General features: G+C 65.6%; 12 protein-coding genes, 1 rRNA gene and 2 pseudogenes. 9 read left to right on the top strand and 6 right to left on the bottom strand.

The features are described from left to right. Positions 1–75 precede the first annotated feature (75 nt). The 5 genes and pseudogenes from rrf to ACVT6V_RS14880 all read left to right on the top strand — a co-directional run bounded on the left by rrf (position 76) and on the right by ACVT6V_RS14880 (position 3,503). Positions 76–192, top strand: a 5S ribosomal RNA gene (gene rrf / locus ACVT6V_RS14860). Positions 193–561: 369 nt separating this feature from the next. Continuing rightward, positions 562–1,803 carry an IS701 family transposase gene (locus ACVT6V_RS14865; protein WP_489900555.1) on the top strand — a complete coding sequence of 414 codons (1,242 nt, stop codon included), beginning with the start codon at positions 562–564 and terminating at the stop codon, positions 1,801–1,803. Positions 1,804–1,884: 81 nt separating this feature from the next. Then, the gene (locus tag ACVT6V_RS14870; RefSeq protein WP_489900556.1) at positions 1,885–2,688 is read left to right on the top strand and encodes a thiamine pyrophosphate-binding protein; all 804 of its coding nucleotides are present in this window, start codon (positions 1,885–1,887) and stop codon (positions 2,686–2,688) included. Beyond that, positions 2,607–2,777 (top strand): annotated as a pseudogene (locus tag ACVT6V_RS14875) (benzoylformate decarboxylase); the annotation flags it as partial. The gene ACVT6V_RS14870 and the pseudogene ACVT6V_RS14875, both read left to right, overlap by 82 nt. A 78-nt stretch (positions 2,778–2,855) precedes the next feature. Continuing rightward, on the top strand, positions 2,856–3,503 hold the full coding sequence (locus tag ACVT6V_RS14880) for a thiamine pyrophosphate-dependent enzyme (RefSeq protein ID WP_489900822.1): 648 nt from the start codon (positions 2,856–2,858) through the stop codon (positions 3,501–3,503). A 32-nt stretch (positions 3,504–3,535) separates the two neighbouring features. On the opposite strand, the gene ACVT6V_RS14885 is transcribed toward ACVT6V_RS14880, so the two are convergent. From ACVT6V_RS14885 to ACVT6V_RS14895, 3 genes are all read right to left on the bottom strand, one after another. Next, complete coding sequence (locus ACVT6V_RS14885; RefSeq protein ID WP_489900557.1) at positions 3,536–4,399, bottom strand: universal stress protein; 864 nt, start codon at positions 4,397–4,399, stop codon at positions 3,536–3,538. Positions 4,400–4,547: 148 nt separating this feature from the next. Beyond that, entirely contained in the window at positions 4,548–5,645 is a 1,098-nt protein-coding gene (locus ACVT6V_RS14890; RefSeq protein WP_489900558.1) for a substrate-binding domain-containing protein, read from the bottom strand. 24 nt (positions 5,646–5,669) lie between these two features. Then, positions 5,670–6,530 (bottom strand): alpha/beta fold hydrolase, encoded by an 861-nt coding sequence (locus tag ACVT6V_RS14895; RefSeq protein WP_489900559.1) that lies wholly within the window; start codon positions 6,528–6,530, stop codon positions 5,670–5,672. Positions 6,531–6,725: 195 nt separating this feature from the next. Between ACVT6V_RS14895 and ACVT6V_RS14900 the strand changes: the two are divergent. Beyond that, positions 6,726–7,196 (top strand): annotated as a pseudogene (locus tag ACVT6V_RS14900) (hypothetical protein); the annotation flags it as partial. A gap of 562 nt (positions 7,197–7,758) precedes the next feature. On the opposite strand, the gene ACVT6V_RS14905 reads toward ACVT6V_RS14900, so the two are convergent. Both ACVT6V_RS14905 and ACVT6V_RS14910 read right to left on the bottom strand, forming a co-directional pair. Further along, positions 7,759–8,181: a MarR family winged helix-turn-helix transcriptional regulator gene (locus tag ACVT6V_RS14905; protein ID WP_489900560.1), complete on the bottom strand. Its 423-nt coding sequence runs from the start codon at positions 8,179–8,181 to the stop codon at positions 7,759–7,761. Next, positions 8,174–9,247 (bottom strand): AAA family ATPase, encoded by a 1,074-nt coding sequence (locus ACVT6V_RS14910; RefSeq protein ID WP_489900561.1) that lies wholly within the window; start codon positions 9,245–9,247, stop codon positions 8,174–8,176. Before ACVT6V_RS14910 ends, ACVT6V_RS14905 begins: the two co-directional genes overlap by 8 nt. A gap of 181 nt (positions 9,248–9,428) precedes the next feature. On the opposite strand from ACVT6V_RS14910, the gene ACVT6V_RS14915 reads away from it, so the two are divergent. Continuing rightward, a complete protein-coding gene (locus tag ACVT6V_RS14915) occupies positions 9,429–10,466 on the top strand; it encodes an aliphatic amidase (protein ID WP_489900562.1) in 1,038 nt (345 codons plus the stop codon). Positions 10,467–10,544: 78 nt separating this feature from the next. Here the strand turns inward: ACVT6V_RS14915 and ACVT6V_RS14920 are convergent, their stop codons facing one another. Beyond that, positions 10,545–12,392 (bottom strand): NAD(P)/FAD-dependent oxidoreductase, encoded by a 1,848-nt coding sequence (locus ACVT6V_RS14920; RefSeq protein WP_489900563.1) that lies wholly within the window; start codon positions 12,390–12,392, stop codon positions 10,545–10,547. Between the two features lie 190 nt (positions 12,393–12,582). Between ACVT6V_RS14920 and ACVT6V_RS14925 the strand changes: the two genes are divergently transcribed. Then, positions 12,583–13,833: a helix-turn-helix domain-containing protein gene (locus ACVT6V_RS14925; protein ID WP_489900564.1), complete on the top strand. Its 1,251-nt coding sequence runs from the start codon at positions 12,583–12,585 to the stop codon at positions 13,831–13,833. 9 nt (positions 13,834–13,842) lie between these two features. Further along, positions 13,843–15,297, top strand: a complete 1,455-nt coding sequence (gene glsA, locus ACVT6V_RS14930; RefSeq protein ID WP_489900565.1) for a glutaminase A — start codon at positions 13,843–13,845, stop codon at positions 15,295–15,297.

Below are 15,297 nucleotides of genomic sequence, written 5' to 3' on the forward strand. Positions count from 1 at the left end.
CCCTCAACCAGTGGTAACCATTGGTTGAGGGTGGTTCACACAAGATAAACAAACACTGCGTGTGTTTCACAATGTTTCGGCGGCCATAGCGGAGGGGAAACGCCCGGTCCCATTCCGAACCCGGAAGCTAAGCCCTCCAGCGCCAATGGTACTGCACCCTAACCAGTGTGGGAGAGTAGGACACCGCCGAACACAACCTAGCCTGAGGCCCTTCGCACACGCGAAGGGCCTCAGCGCATTCCCACCACCCACCGCAACCAACACCACCGCGACCACTCGAACACCACGACCGAGAATCCCGTTCGGCATTCGCTCGCAGGCTTGGTCACCGTCGAGTGTGATTACGCGGCCGCAGTTCTCGTCATTGCGGGCCAGAGGTCGATCACGATGGCCTAGTACTACAGCCGGAGTTAGCTGATTGTGAGGTTTGACGGCGTGTTTTCGCTGGTCAGGGCGGTTGCCGGGGCATGATCCGAATTTGTGAAGAAACAAAACAAGCCCACGGCAACCGTGGGTCTGAGCGTAGACCATGACAGGTGGCGAGCGGAGTTGGACGCGCTGATGGACACGATCGCACCGCGGTTCGCCCGCTGCGAAGCCGCCCGCAACGCCGGTGCGTTCGTGTTGGGGGTGCTCTCGTCGCTGGAGACCAAGAACTGCTGGACGATAGCCGAACTGTCCGGACATGCCACCCCAGACAAATTGCAGCACTTGTTGTCCCGCGCGAAATGGGAGGCCGACGACATTCGTGACGACCTGCGAACAATGGTGGTCGATGCGTTCGCCGAACCGGACGCGGTGTTGGTGATCGACGAGACCGGCGATCTGAAGAAGGGCGACAAAACCGTTGGCGTGCAACGCCAATACTCCGGCACCGCCGGGCGGATCGAGAACTGCCAGATCGCCGTGTACTTGAGTTACGCCAGCTCGAAGGGCCACGCGTTGATCGACCGCGCGCTCTACCTCCCGAAAAGCTGGACCGAGGATCGTGCCCGCTGCGCGGAGGCTGACGTCCCCGACGACGTCGGTTTCGCGACCAAACCCGAACTGGCCACCACCTTGATCGAACGAGCCCTCGATACCGGAGTGTCGGCCCGCCGGGTGGCCGGCGATGAGGTGTACGGCGCGGACCCGGATCTACGAAAAACGTTGCACGATTGTCAGGTTGGCTATGTGCTGGCGGTGCGCCGCGACACCGTGGTGCCCACCGACGGTGGACCGATGCGCGTCGATGAGCTGGCTGACATGGTCTCGGAGGCTGCGTGGCAGACGATGTCGGCCGGGGCCGGCGCCAAGGGTGATCGCCTGTATTCGTGGGCCTGGCTGACGACTCTCGAGGACCCCGGGACCGGCGCGTGCTCGGTGTTGATCCGCCGCAACGACGACACCGGAGAGTTGGCGTTCTACCGCTGCTACAGCCCGCACCCGGTGCCGTTGGCGACGCTGGTGCGGGTGGCGGGGCGGCGCTGGACGGTCGAGGAATGCTTCCAATCCAGCAAGGGACTGACCGGATTGGATCAGCATCAGGTGCGGACCTGGACGTCGTGGCACCGCTGGACGATCCTGGTCATGCTCGCGCATGCTTTTCTCGCCGTCGTCACCACCGCTCAACGTACCCGAGAACACCCCAATCCGGCGCTGATTCGGTTGAGTGTCAACGAGTTTCGCCGGCTGTTCATCGCGTTGGTCCTGACCCCACTGCACGCAGTCGGGCACCGTCTGCTCGACTGGTCGGTGTGGCGACGCAAACACCAACGCCGAGCGCAGCTCTGCCATCAAAAGCGCAGGTCACAGCCACAATGAACGCGAACTACGACTGTAGTACTAGCGTGGATTGTCAGGAGGAGTCCAAACCGATCGGTCGTCGAGACGAGGTAGGCCCTGATGAACGTGCGAACTGCCACCCATCAGCTTTTACGAGAACTCGGCCTGACAACGATATTCGGCAATCCCGGCTCCACCGAAGAGACCTTCCTGAAAGACTTTCCGTCCGATTTTCGGTTTGTGCTCGCACTGCAGGAGGCATCGGCGATCGCGATCGCGGACGGCTACGCCCAGGGGACCCGTCAACCGGCCTTGGTGAATGTGCACACCGCGGCCGGCTTGGGAAATGCGATGGGCAATATGATCACCGCATCGATGAACCGCACACCTCTGATCGTGACTGCCGGTCAGCAGACGCGCGAGATGTTGCTTCTCGAGCCGTGGCTGACGAACGTCGAGCCCGAGCTGCTTCCCAAGCCGTGGGTGAAGTGGTCGTATCAGCCGGTCCGTGCCGAGGATGTTCCCGCAGCCTTCATGCGTGCGTACTCAACCGCCGTGCAACCGCCTGCCGGACCGGTGTTCCTGTCGTTGCCGCTCGACGACTGGGAGAAGGAGGCAAAAGGACCGGCGACCGTGCGTGACGTGGCCAGGCGGGTGGCGCCGGACCCGTCGCGGCTGCGCGATTTCGCCGCAGCGATCGATCGGGCGCAATCACCTGCGTTGATTTTCGGCGCGGGGGTGGCCCGCGACATGGCCTGGGATGCCGCGGTGACGCTCGCCGAGAGATCGGTTGCCCGGTATGGGCTGCTCCGGCGTCCGAGCGGGCACCCTTCCCTGAGGATCATTCCCTCTACATGGGAGGCCTACCGTTTGCGACGGGCCCCTTGGCGGATCTCCTGCGAGGCCACGACCTGGCAATGGTGATCGGTGCGCCCGTCTTCCGGTACTACCCATACGTTCCGGGCGCTTACCTGCCGGATGGTCTGCGTCTGCTGCACGTCACAGACGACCCGGCCGAGGCGGCACGTGCTCCGGTCGGTGACAGTCTGATCTCGAGCGCAGGACTGGCCATCGAACTGCTGACAGCGCAATTGCGCAGGGCACCACGTGAACCCGCCGAGATCAGGCCGCTTGCTCACCGGATGGCGCCTCACCCGCCGGCAGAGCACAGGGAGCCGGCGGAGGTGATGACCGCCGGGCAGTTGTTCGCGGCGTTGCGCGCGGCGTGCAACGGACCAACTGTCTTGGTCGAGGAATCGCCGTCGAACTTACCCGAGTTGCATACCGCGTGGCCGATCACCGAACCGGACTCGTTCTACACATTCGCCAGCGGCGGATTGGGCTGGAACCTGCCTGCGAGTGTGGGAATTGCTCTCGCCGAAGCGGATACGGGGCGCCACCGGCGGGTGGTGGCCGTGATCGGCGATGGTTCGTTCCAGTACTCGGTGCAATCGATCTGGACTGCCGCACAACACCAACTGCCGATCTTGTTCGTTGTTCCGCGAAACGGCGAGTGTGCGATCCTCAAGTCATTCGCGGCCTTGGAACAGACCCCTGGCGTTCCCGGTCTCGACATTCCCGGTATCGATTTCGTAGCACTGGCCACGGCATACGGGTGTCACGGCGTGCGGGCGGCGACCCCCGATGCCCTCGCTGCCGAGGTGGCGACGGCCGGCGATCGGCCCGGCCCGACACTCATCGAGGTGCCGATCACCGCGGCTGTGCCACTGTTGCTTTGAGTTAGCTCGGCAGTCGTCATCAGAGGACTGCTTCAGGTGCGATTGGGTCCAGGCACCACAACCAGGGGCACCGCCAGTACACGCAGCATCTTGGCAGCGGTCGTTCCGAGGAACAGCCTGCCCGGGGCGGCGAGCCTGCTGGACCCCACCAGGATGATGTCGCCGTCGTTCCATTCCACGGTTCGCACGGCGTCTTCGACGTTGCGGCCCTCGGCGACAGTCGAACTGATCTGTGTCTTGTCGGGGAGCCGCGCGTGGGCGGTATCCAGCGATCGCCGGGCGAGTTCCACGGCGCGGGCAACTGCCTCCTCGTCGGTGGTGCTCTTGGGAATGTCGTCGTGAGACACCAGGGAGAGCAGCCGGAGGGGCAGGTCCCCACGCGCACTGAGCTCGAGAGCCGTGTCGAGCAGGATCTCGGCTCCCGGTCTGTTACCGATCGCCGTCGTGATCTCGCTGATCCGTGACGGACCGGTGTGGCTGAACCCTCGCGGCGCGAGCGCAACCGGGACGGGAGACGAATGCAGGATGTCGTTGACCACCGTGCCGAGCGAATGCCGGCCGGTGATGCCGCCACCGGATCCGCCTACCACGAGCAACGTGGCCTCGACCCGTTCGATCTCGCGAATGAGGCCGTTCGCGATGTTCTCATCGACGACGACGTGGGTCTCCGCGGTCACGTCTGCGGGCACAAGCTGGGCGGCATCGGCAATCCACTGCTTGGCCGCTTCATCGAGGACTTCCGCGAAGTCCGCTTCGCTCGGCGAGGCGCCGGGCCGGTCCGGTGGGATGACCAACGATATGTCCAGCGATGCGCCGAATGTCCGCGCGAGGCACGCGCCGAACGCGACGGCGTCTTCCCCGCCGGGAGTCGCCAGGTAGGCAACGAGCAACTTCATCGTGCACTCCGATCGTGGACCCGTGAAATCCTACGGTGAGAACACTGTGCGCCGCAGCAGCACTCGGCGTATTCGCCGCGGTGGACAGCGGTGCCTCGGTCCGTTGGACATCGTGGAGTGGCTCAGCGGCAAGGGCGCCGAGCAGGGGTCACGCGCTGCTCACCTGCGCGAGCACGTCGAACTCGAGACCGTCCGCGTGGGCCACATACACATCCTGCCGTAAGTGCCGAGCGGAGAACTGCACTTCGCCGCGCGGACTCGTGTAGATCGGCGACTCACCGGCAGCATGCTCGATCGCCGCAGGAGCCACTGTGCCCGCCCGATGGACGAGTTCCTCGAGCAGTGCAAGGCCTTCGTAGCAGGATTCGCCGGGGGACGTCAGCGGTGGGGCGCAGAGGCCGAAGCGTTTCACGTACCGTCGTTCGAAGTCGAGACTGAACGGTGTCGCGAGCGACTCGAAATACCCGGACACCGAATAGAGGCCCCGCGCGCCGAGAGGTCCGGAACCCAGCAGCATGTTCTCGTCCATCAGCGGGCTCAGTCGCACACAGCGGTCGTGCAGGCCTCGGGCTCCGAACGCACGGTTGAACTGCACGGCGTCCTCGCCGAGCAGCAGGACCAGGACGCCGGTTGCGTCGGAGCGCTCGATCTGGTCGAGGACATCTCCGAACTCGGAAGTACCCAACGGCTTGAAGATCGACGACACGATCGTCCCCACCGAGCCCCTGCCGTTCAATTGCGCGGTGACCCTCGCCGCGGTGATCCGCGGCCACACGTAGTCGCTGCCGATGATGATCCACCGGCGGGCGCCGATCTCCTCGGACATCCAGTCCAGTGCGGGCAGGAGGGCGAACTCCGGCACCTCGCCGGTCATGAACGTTCCGGGGGCGGACTCGCCGCCCTCGTACACGGCGGTGTACACGTAGGGAATCCGGCCACGCAGCACCTGCACCAGACCGCGCCGGACGGCTGACGTGTGCCACCCGATGACCGCGTCGAAACCTCCTGTGCCGCGACCATCGGTATCGAGGTGCGCGGCGACCTCCGTGGCGACTGCGTCGACGCTGGCTCCTCCGTCGATCGTCGTCACGGCGACTTCGCGACCAAGGATGCCGCCTCGCCGGTTGATCTCCTCGACCGCCAGCTGTGCGCTCGCTGCACAGGACGGTCCGAAGATGCCCGACGGGCCGCTCTGTGGGATCACGAGTCCCAGATGCATGAGTGCGTTGCCGTGCGTTCGCGCCATCGGTCCCAGTGTGCGCCCGGTTCGTTACCGAGGGGTTTCCGCAGCATCAGCCGACCGCGGCAATCGTTGCTCACGCGTCCACCGTGTGAGTTCGGCAGAGAGCCGTACGGGAGCGTCCAGGTGGATCAGATGGCCGGCGTCGGGAACCTCGGTCAGCGACGAGTTCGGGAGCAGAGCGTGCAGGCGCCGGGCACGTTCGGGCGGAATCCAGGTGTCGTCCGATCCCCAGACGATGTGCGTCGGTTCCTCGATCGACGCGTACCGTCCCTCGACCTCGTCGGTGAATCGCTCGTCGGCCTGCGCGATCTGCCGATAGAACGCGGCCTGTCCGACCGGGCCCAGCCACGGCTCGACCAGCATGTCCAGATCCTCGTCGCGTAGTCGGGTATGCGCGGCCGTGCGGATGTACGCCTCGACGGCTCCGCGGTGGACCGGGGCCGGTAGCTGCTCGAAGACCTCCGGGTGCTGATTGACGAGGGTGAAGAACGGTGAGCCCCACGGACTGAGTGCAACCACGTCCACCAGACACAGCGACGCGTATTGCGCGCCGTGCAGCAGTCGCGCCCGCAGCGCCACCGCACCGCCGAAGTCGTGAGCGATCACGTGCGGCCGCTGCAGCGACCATCGGTCGAGCAGATACGCGAACAGCTCGCCCTGGACGCCGAGGTCGACCCGATGCCCGGGGTGTTTCGACGACTGTCCATAGCCGGGCATGTCCCACAGGTAAACCGTGAAATCGTCGGCGAGGGCAAGTGCAAAAGGGCGCCACAGGGCCGACGACCACGGCGTCCCGTGCAGAAAGACGATCGGGGGACCCGTACCGAACCGCTCCCACGCCACCGTCCGCCCGGCCCATTCGACTGTCCTGTGCAGAGGTGGGATCACCGTCCCAGTGTTGCAGTTCCGGAGGCGGATTCGCACGCTCAGGGCAGACGGGTGGTCACCTCGGCCGGCGCACGGTCCAGGTTGTTGAGTGCACTGGCCGCCGCGCGGCTCCGCCTGGTCGGTTTCGTCGGGTGCAATGTCTCGTGTTCAATCGCAGATGCCCCAGGAAGCCAGTCAAACAAGAGTGACAGAGACATGAACCGCATGAACCGGGAAGAATTCTTTCGCGTCGCCGCCCAACTCGATGATGAGCGGCTCCGAAAGGCGTTGTGGAACATCTATTGGCGTGGCTCCGCGGATCTGCGTGAGCGGATCGAGGGTGAGATCACCGGCGCCGGGATCGGGCGCGCCACCCGTGCGCCGAAACCTACCGTTGATGCCACCGCGCTCGGCCGAGAGGTGGCTGAGTTCGTCGCGTTGGCGCGGTCAGGCGCATATCTGGGAGGGGATCGCCGAGTGTCCCCGAAGGAGCGCACGCGTTGGAGGTTCACGTTCAAGCGACTGGTGTCGGCAACCCAGGAGGCATTGAGCACCGACCAGCCCGAGCCTGCATCCATGGCCCTGGAATCGCTGATCGACCTTGCTTGCGAGACTGCCGATTCCGACCTCTTCCGCTCTCACGACCCTGTGGAAGCCGCCGGATTCGTGGTATCTGACGCAGTCGCCGTGCTGTGGAAGTCGACGCTGGAGCGTCAAGGTTTCGAGGCGTTCGCCGCCCAGGCCGCTCCGCAACTCATTCGGTGGGAGGCGCGGTGTGGGTGGACACGCTCCGGTTTCGGTCGGGTCGCCGACAAGGAGACCACGTTGGCAGCGGTACTCGCCCAGATGCTGCACGGCGGCGAAGTATGGGACCGATTCGGGCGGCACTACGTACTGGCACTGGATGATGCCGGGCGGCCCAGGTTCGCCGGGAACCCGGGCGACGACCTGGTGGCCTGGCATGACCTTCTGCTGGACAACCTGGACGACAGCCCAGGCGGAGTACTCGGAGACATCGCGAAGCACGACTACCTGGCCGGGGCCGAGCAGGACTTCTTCGCGGCCCGGCTGGCCCACCGGGGCGGGGACACCGCGACGGCTCGCGAGCTCGTGGCGGGATGTGTGCGAAAACTCCCCGGACACCCGGAGTTCCGCGCGTTCGCGGCCGAGATCGGTGCTGACATGCCAAAGCGGTGAGCACCGAACGTGGCCGAGGTGAGACGTTGTGGCGTCAGTGTTCCCGGAACCGTCAGGGGATCAGGTGGTCGAGACCGTCCCCGAGCGCGAGGAACCGGCGGGACCCGACGACCGAGGCGAGTTCGTGCTCGATCTGCTGTCGGCGCCTGTCGACCGACTCCAACGCCCGCGAGCCGTGCGGACTGAGGAACACCATCACCCGCCGTCGGTCCAGCGGGTCGACTCGTCGATAGACCAGCGCCCGGGAGATCAGTTTGTCGATCGTCCGCGTCGTGGTGGCCGCAGGCAGTACCGCCAGACGGGAGAGTTCGGTCATCGTGCAGCCGCCACCCTCACCCTCGGCGAGCACGACCAGGATCCGCCACTGTTCGGCGGTCACGCCGAGTTCGTCGAACACCGGAGTCATCCGGTCCTCGACGAGGGCCAGCGCGCGATGCATCTGCAGGAGCAGGGGTGGCGCGGAGTCATCAGGCAACGGTGCCCTCCTCGGTGTGGGCGACGATCTCAAGGTCGGAGCCGTCACACGTGACGGTGATGGTGAGGGGTGATCCCGACCGGTGTCCGCGGGTCACCATCAGTGTGGCGATCGGTGCGTGGAGCTCTCGGCGCAAAACCCGGTGCAGTTGGCGCGCTCCGTACCGGGCGTCGAAACCGATCTGGGCCAGCCGCGATCGCGCCGCCGGCGTGACATCGCAGATCACGTCCCTCGCGGCGAGGGCCGTGACGAGCCGGTCGACCTCGAGGTCGACAATGCTGTCCGCGACCACCGGATCGATCGACGCGAACGTGACGATCTCATCGAAACGGTTGAACAACTCGGGGTCGAAGAATTCGCGCACCGAGTTCATCACCACCGCGGCCTCGTCGTCACCGCGTCTGGCGAAGCGGTCCAACACGGCCCTCGCGATCTGGCGGGCCGATCGATCGCGAAGCGGGCGGCGCATGTCGTGCACCTCACGCGTACCCAGATTCGACGTCAACAGAACGATGGCGTTGCGGAAGTCGATCGATGTGGTCCCGGACGCCAGGCGCAGGGTCCCGGTGTCGAGGATCTGCAGCAGGGAACGCAGGACGGTCGGGTGAGCCTTCTCGACCTCGTCGAACAGGACCACCCCGGGTCGCGAGACGCTGCCCTCGATCTTGTCGCGCTCGAAGAGGGTGAACTGTTCCTTGGAACCGGCGTAGCCGGGCGGGGCACCAGAAAGCGACGCGGCGTAGTGCTCCTGGGCGAGCGAGTTCATGTCTATCCGGCAGAGGTTGTCGGCGTCGCCCCGGACGTTGCGGGCGACCTGCCTCGCCAGCTCGGTCTTCCCCACACCTGTTGGCCCGACCAGTAGCAGGGAAGCCATGGGGCGGTGGGGATTCCGGATCCCGACGGCGGCGATGGTCAGCGCGCGCACGACCGCTTCGATGGCGCTGTCCTGCCCGATGATCGACGCGCGGAGGGTCTCGGCCAGCTGCTCGGGGGAGCGGAGATCGCCCAGTCGGAATCCCTGCGTCGTGTCGAGATCGTTGAACTTCACCGACATGTACCCCGACATGGCCACCTCCTTCGCTTCCGATTGAAAGTAGATCACGGCCGCGGCGGATGTGTCACGAGGGGTATTCACACGGTTTCTACGTGCGAGAAACGTCGTCGCAACTGATCGCGGTCTAGTGTCAAACCGGATAACCTTCCGTTTGGAAGTAAACCCTCTCGAACCGACGACAGAAGGAATCGCTATGCGTCATGGCGACATCGCATCCAGTCCGGACACCGTGGGCGTCGCGGTGGTCAACTACAAGATGCCCCGACTGCACACCCGCGAACAGGTGATCGACAACGCCAAGGCGATCGCGGAGATGGTGGTGGGGATGAAGAGTGGGCTTCCGGGCATGGATCTCGTCGTGTTCCCGGAATACTCGACGCAGGGGATCATGTACGACAACGAGGAGATGTTCGCGACGGCCGCGACCGTCCCGGGGGACGAGACCGACATCTTTTCGGCGGCCTGCCGCGAGGCGAAGACTTGGGGCGTCTTCTCCATCACCGGGGAGCGTCACGAGGACCATCCGAACAAGCCGCCGTACAACACGCTCGTGCTCATCAACGACGAGGGCGAGATCGTGCAGAAGTACCGCAAGATCCTGCCCTGGACGCCGATCGAGGGCTGGTATCCCGGCGGGCAGACCTACGTGACCGATGGCCCGAAGGGGCTCAAGATCTCGCTCATCATCTGTGACGACGGAAACTATCCGGAGATCTGGCGCGACTGCGCGATGAAAGGTGCCGAACTCATCGTCCGCCCGCAGGGGTACATGTATCCGGCAAAGGATCAGCAGGTGCTGATGGCGAAGGCGATGGCGTGGGCCAACAACTGCTACGTCGCCGTCGCGAACGCCACCGGGTGGGACGGTGTGTACTCCTACTTCGGGCACAGCGCGATCATCGGTTTCGACGGGCGGACACTCGGTGAGTGTGGTGAGGAGGAGTACGGCGTGCAGTACGCGCAGTTGTCGTTGTCGACGATCCGTGACGCCCGCCGGTTCGACCAGTCGCAGAACCACCTGTTCAAATTGCTGCATCGCGGCTACACCGGGGTGCTCGCCGGCGGCGACGGGGACAAGGGCGTGGCCGAATGCCCGTTCGATTTCTACCGCAACTGGGTCAACGATGCCGAGGCGACCCAGAAGCAGGTGGAGGCCATCACCCGCGAGACGATCGGTGTGGCCGAGTGTCCGGTCTATGACCTGCCGAGTGAGAAGGTCATGGAGGCCTGAGCACTGACGTGAACGCCCCGGTCGCCCAGAGCTTGTCGATGGGCGACCGGGGCGAGTTCGGTCAGATCGGCGTTCCGATCAGCTGAGGTGGTGCACCTCCTGCAGCCCGTACACGGGGGTGTCGAGGCCCTCGTAGCGGGCCTTGAGCTGCAGCGCGAGGTAGAGCGAATAGTGTCGCGACTGATGGAGATTCCCGCCGTGGAACCACAGTCCGGGCTGTTGCGTCGGCTTCCACATGTTGCGTTGCTCGCCCTCCCACGGCCCGGGATCCTTGGTTGTGTCCGACCCCAGGCCCCACACCTTGCCGACCCGGTCGGCGACATCCTGACCCATCAGGTCGGCGGCCCAGCCGTTCATCGATCCGTACCCGGTCGCATAGACCACGACGTCGGCGGGCAGCTCGGTGCCGTCGGCGAGGACCACGCTGTTCTCGGTCAGATGGTCGATCTGGCCGTGCTCGAGTTTGATGGTCCCGTCGGCCACCAGGTCACAGGCGCCGACGTCGATGTAGTACCCGGAACCCCGTCGCAGGTACTTCATGAACAGCCCCGAGTCGTCGTCGCCGAAGTCGAGCTCGAAGCCGGCCGCCTCGAGCCGATCGTAGAAGTCCTTGTCGCGCTCGCGGATCTGGTCATAGAGCGGGATCTGGAACTCGTGCATGATCCGATACGGCAGCGAGGCAAAGGTGAGATCGGCCTTCTTGGTCGACATCCCGTCCGCGACGGCCTGCTCGCTGTACAGCGCGCCGAGGCCGATCTCCATCAGTGAGTCCGAGCGGACGATGTGGGTGGACGATCGTTGCACCATGGTGGTGTCGATCCCATTCTCAACCAGAGCTTTACAGATGTCGTGTGCCGAGTTGTTGGACCCGATCACGACGACCTTCTTGCCCACGTATCCGTCGGGTCCGGGGTGCTGACTCGAATGGTGCTGCTCGCCGGTGAAAACGTCCTGCCCGGTGATCGTCGGCACGTTGGCCTTGCCCGACATGCCGGTGGCCAGCACGAGTTGCGTCGGATGCAGGGTCATCTTCTCTCCGTCGCGGTCCAGCTCGACCGTCCACTGTCCGCGGGCTTCGTCGTAGGTGGCGGACAGGCACGTGGTCTTGCTCCAGTACGGCACCTCCATCACCTTCGTGTAGAACTCCAGCCAATCGCCGATCTTGTCCTTGGGTGCGAACACCGGCCAGTTCGCCGGGAAGGGCAGATAGGGCAGATGGTCGTACCAGACCGGATCGTGCAGGCACAAGGACTTGTATCGCTTGCGCCACTGGTCGCCGGGCCGGTCGTGGCGGTCGACGACGATCGACGGCACGCCGAGCTGACGCAGCCGCGCACCGAGGGCGATACCGCCCTGGCCGCCGCCGATCACCAGCACGTACGGCTGCTGGGTCCGCCCGAGCGACGCCTCCTCGTCCGCGCGCTTCTCGGCCCACGAGCGCCGGTCCGGGTCCGACCCGTGCACGGCACCGAGAACCCGGGATGCCCCCTGGGGTTCCTCGTGACCCTTGAGTTCCTGCAGGGTCGTCAGCAACGTCCAGGCCTGATCGTCGCCGCTCTCGGTGTCGGGCCTCAGACGCAGGTGCCCACCCCCGCGACCGGTCGCGGTCTCGAACTCGATGAACGCCGAGACGACCTCACCATCTTCGGTGGGCGTCTCGCTGGTCCGGAACGCGTGTGGGTCGGTGTCGGCCAGACGGTCGGACAACATGTCCGCGATCCGCTCGCGGCCCTCGACGGTTTTGAGGTTCCAGGTGAACGACACGAGGTCGCGCCAGAAGCTGTCGGTGGCGAACAGCGCCGTCGCCCGGGAGATGTCCCGGGCGGCCAGCGCGGCCTCGAAATCGGCGAGCCAGGCGTCGACGCGCATCTGCGGGTCGACCGGGCGGGAATCCAGCGCGGTGGGTGGCTCGATTGTCTGGGTCATGGATCTCTCCTCGTCGGGTCCATACGGACGTGATCAGGACGTGTGATTGCTGTGATCCACAGCACACGCCTCGGTGCCCGGCCCCGGCAAGGGTTGCAGCGGGTTGCGGGCCGGCGGTGACGTCGTGCAACCCCCTGCAACGGGTTCCTCGGCTTTGCGCCGGCGCTGTGATCGAGAGCACAATCGAGTCGTGTCAGTGCGCGGTGATGTCGACGTCGGTCCCGAGCCCGCAGTCTCCGCGGGTGAGGATCCGCGTCACTATGCCCAGCTGTTGTCGGCCGTCTACGACGCGGCGATGGCAGGGGAGAAGATGCCGGCCACGCCGCGTCCGGTGATTCGCGAGTCCTGGGATCGTGTCCTGCTCGCGGGAGTTGATCCCGAGTCGGACGTGCCCGACGACGGGCTCGATGGGAGTGACCTCGAACTTCGTCGACGCGACTCGGGGTTGTTGGCGGTCCTCGACGATCTGACCCGTGGGCTGGACTCGCTGATCACCGATTCCGAGAGCATCCTCGTCATCGCCGACGCGGACGGGCGGGTGCTGTGGCGCAGCGGCACACCGCGCGTCCTGCAGCGCGCGGACCGGCTCGGCTTCGTCGAGGGGGCGAGCTGGGCCGAGGGATCGGTGGGCACCAACGCGATCGGGACGGCATTGACGGCGGGACGCGCCGTGCAGATCTTCTCGGCGGAACACTTCGTGCGCAGCCATCACGCCTGGACCTGCGCAGGTGCGCCGATCCGGGACCCGCGTACCGGCGCCGTGCTCGGAGTCGTCGACGTCAGTGGTCCGGCGGCGACCATCCACCCGACGACCGTGGCCCTGGTCGATGTCGTCGCCAGACTCGCGGAATCGCAATTGCGTGACCATCACCGCCGACAGCTCGACAAGGTGCGTTCGGTGGCGGCGCCGATGCTCGCCCGACTCGGGGTCCCGGCGTTGGCGATCGACGAACACGGCTGGGTGGCAGCATTGGAGGCCGTCACCCCGCGGGCTCGTGTCCTCCTGCCGCGTCAGGCCGTGCCCGGCCGGATGTGGTTGAACGACTTGGGTGAGTGCGACCTCGAGCCGCTGCCCGGCGGATGGCTGGTCCGGGTCACGGCGAACAGCGACGCGTCGGCCACCACCGTCGACCTCGACCTCACCGATGATCGGCACCCGCGATTGTCTGTCTCGGGAGCTGTCGGCAGCTGGGTGATGCAGCCCTCGCCACGGCACGCGGACATTCTCGCGCTCCTCGCCCGTCACCCGGAGGGGCAGACCGCGGCGGAACTGTCCGGTCACCTGTTCGGCGATGGCGATCGAACTGTCACCGTACGTGCGGAGATCTCCAGGCTGCGCAAACATCTCGGCGGCGTGCTGGCCGCGCACCCGTACCGATTTGCGGACGGAGTCGTCGTCACTGTGCACGGTCCGGGTTCGTCGATGGGCGGATATCCGTAGATTTGATCTGTGACCACCCACGTCGACGGATACCTCCGTCACATCATGGCCATCTGTGCAGATGATCGCTCCGGCAAGGTCGCCGACTACATACCCGAACTGGCGCGGGTCGATCCCGACGGCTACGGGCTCTCACTCTGTCTGCACGACGGCCACGTCTACTCCCAGGGCGACAGCGCGGTGGAGTTCACGATCCAGTCTGTCTCCAAGGCACTGACCTATGCGATGGTGCTCACCCGGCTCGGCCACGCCGAGGTCGATGACAAGATCGGCGTCGAGCCGTCCGGCGACGCGTTCAACAAGATCAGCGTCGACGACCGCGGTAGACCCAAGAACCCGATGATCAATGCCGGCGCCATCATGGCGTCCGCGCTCCTGCTGCCGCCGGTTCGCGACATCGGCGAGGGCATCGTCGACGCCACGTTCGACGAGCTGACCGACTTCTATGCCGCCTGTGCGGGCCGGCGACTCGCGCTCGATGACGAGGTCTATCGGTCCGAGTCGAAGACCGGCGCCCGCAACCGTGCGATCGCCTACATGCTGGACAGCTTCGGAATCGTCGACACCGATCCGGAGGCAGCCCTCGATCTGTACTACCGCCAGTGCTCGCTTCGGGTGACCACCGACGACCTGGCCGTCATCGGTTGCACCCTCGCCAACGGCGGCCTCAACCCTCGCACCGGACGCCAGGTCATGACGCAGGAGGTGGCGCAGCGGGTGCTGTCGGTGATGACCACCTGCGGCATGTACGACGGGGCCGGCGACTGGGTGTCGTCGGTCGGTCTGCCGGCGAAGAGCGGTGTCGGGGGTGGAATCCTCGCGGTGCTGCCCGCGCAGTTGGGGATCGGGATCTATTCGCCACGACTCGATCGGCACGGCAACAGCGTGCGCGGTACCGCGACGTGCCGTCACCTGTCGACCGACCTCGGCCTGCACATGTTCAACCTGACACGCGAGAGCCGGGTGACGATTCGAGCGGTCTACGACATCGGCGAGTTCGACGTCGGTGACGAGTGGTCCACCCGTGAACGCGGGTTCCTGACGACCTGTCGAGACCGGGTGCGGGTCTACGAGCTGCAAGGTGACCTGACATTCTCGGGAGCCGAGTCGGCGATGCGCCGGCTCGAGAACGACCTCGACGACTTCGACGTGGCGATCGTCGACATCTCGCGCATCGGGGTGGTCGACCCGGTGGCCCGGACCATGGTCTTGAGCTACAAACACACCTTGGACGAGCGGGGGCAGCGCGGCATGGTCGTCGACCCGGACGGTGTCATGCGGGCCAGCGTGGAACGTCATCGAAACGATCAGATTGTTCCGGATATCGTTGCGCCCGAGGCGCTTCGCGGCTTCGATCCCACTCTTCCGCATGTGCACACCACGATGGAGGAGGCGGTGACCGATGCCGAGGCGTTCCAGCTGAAGCAACGATACGGCCGAGGGGAGATGTTCGCCGGTTCCTGA

The sequence above is a fragment of the Gordonia sp. LMA167 genome, assembly GCF_058130025.1.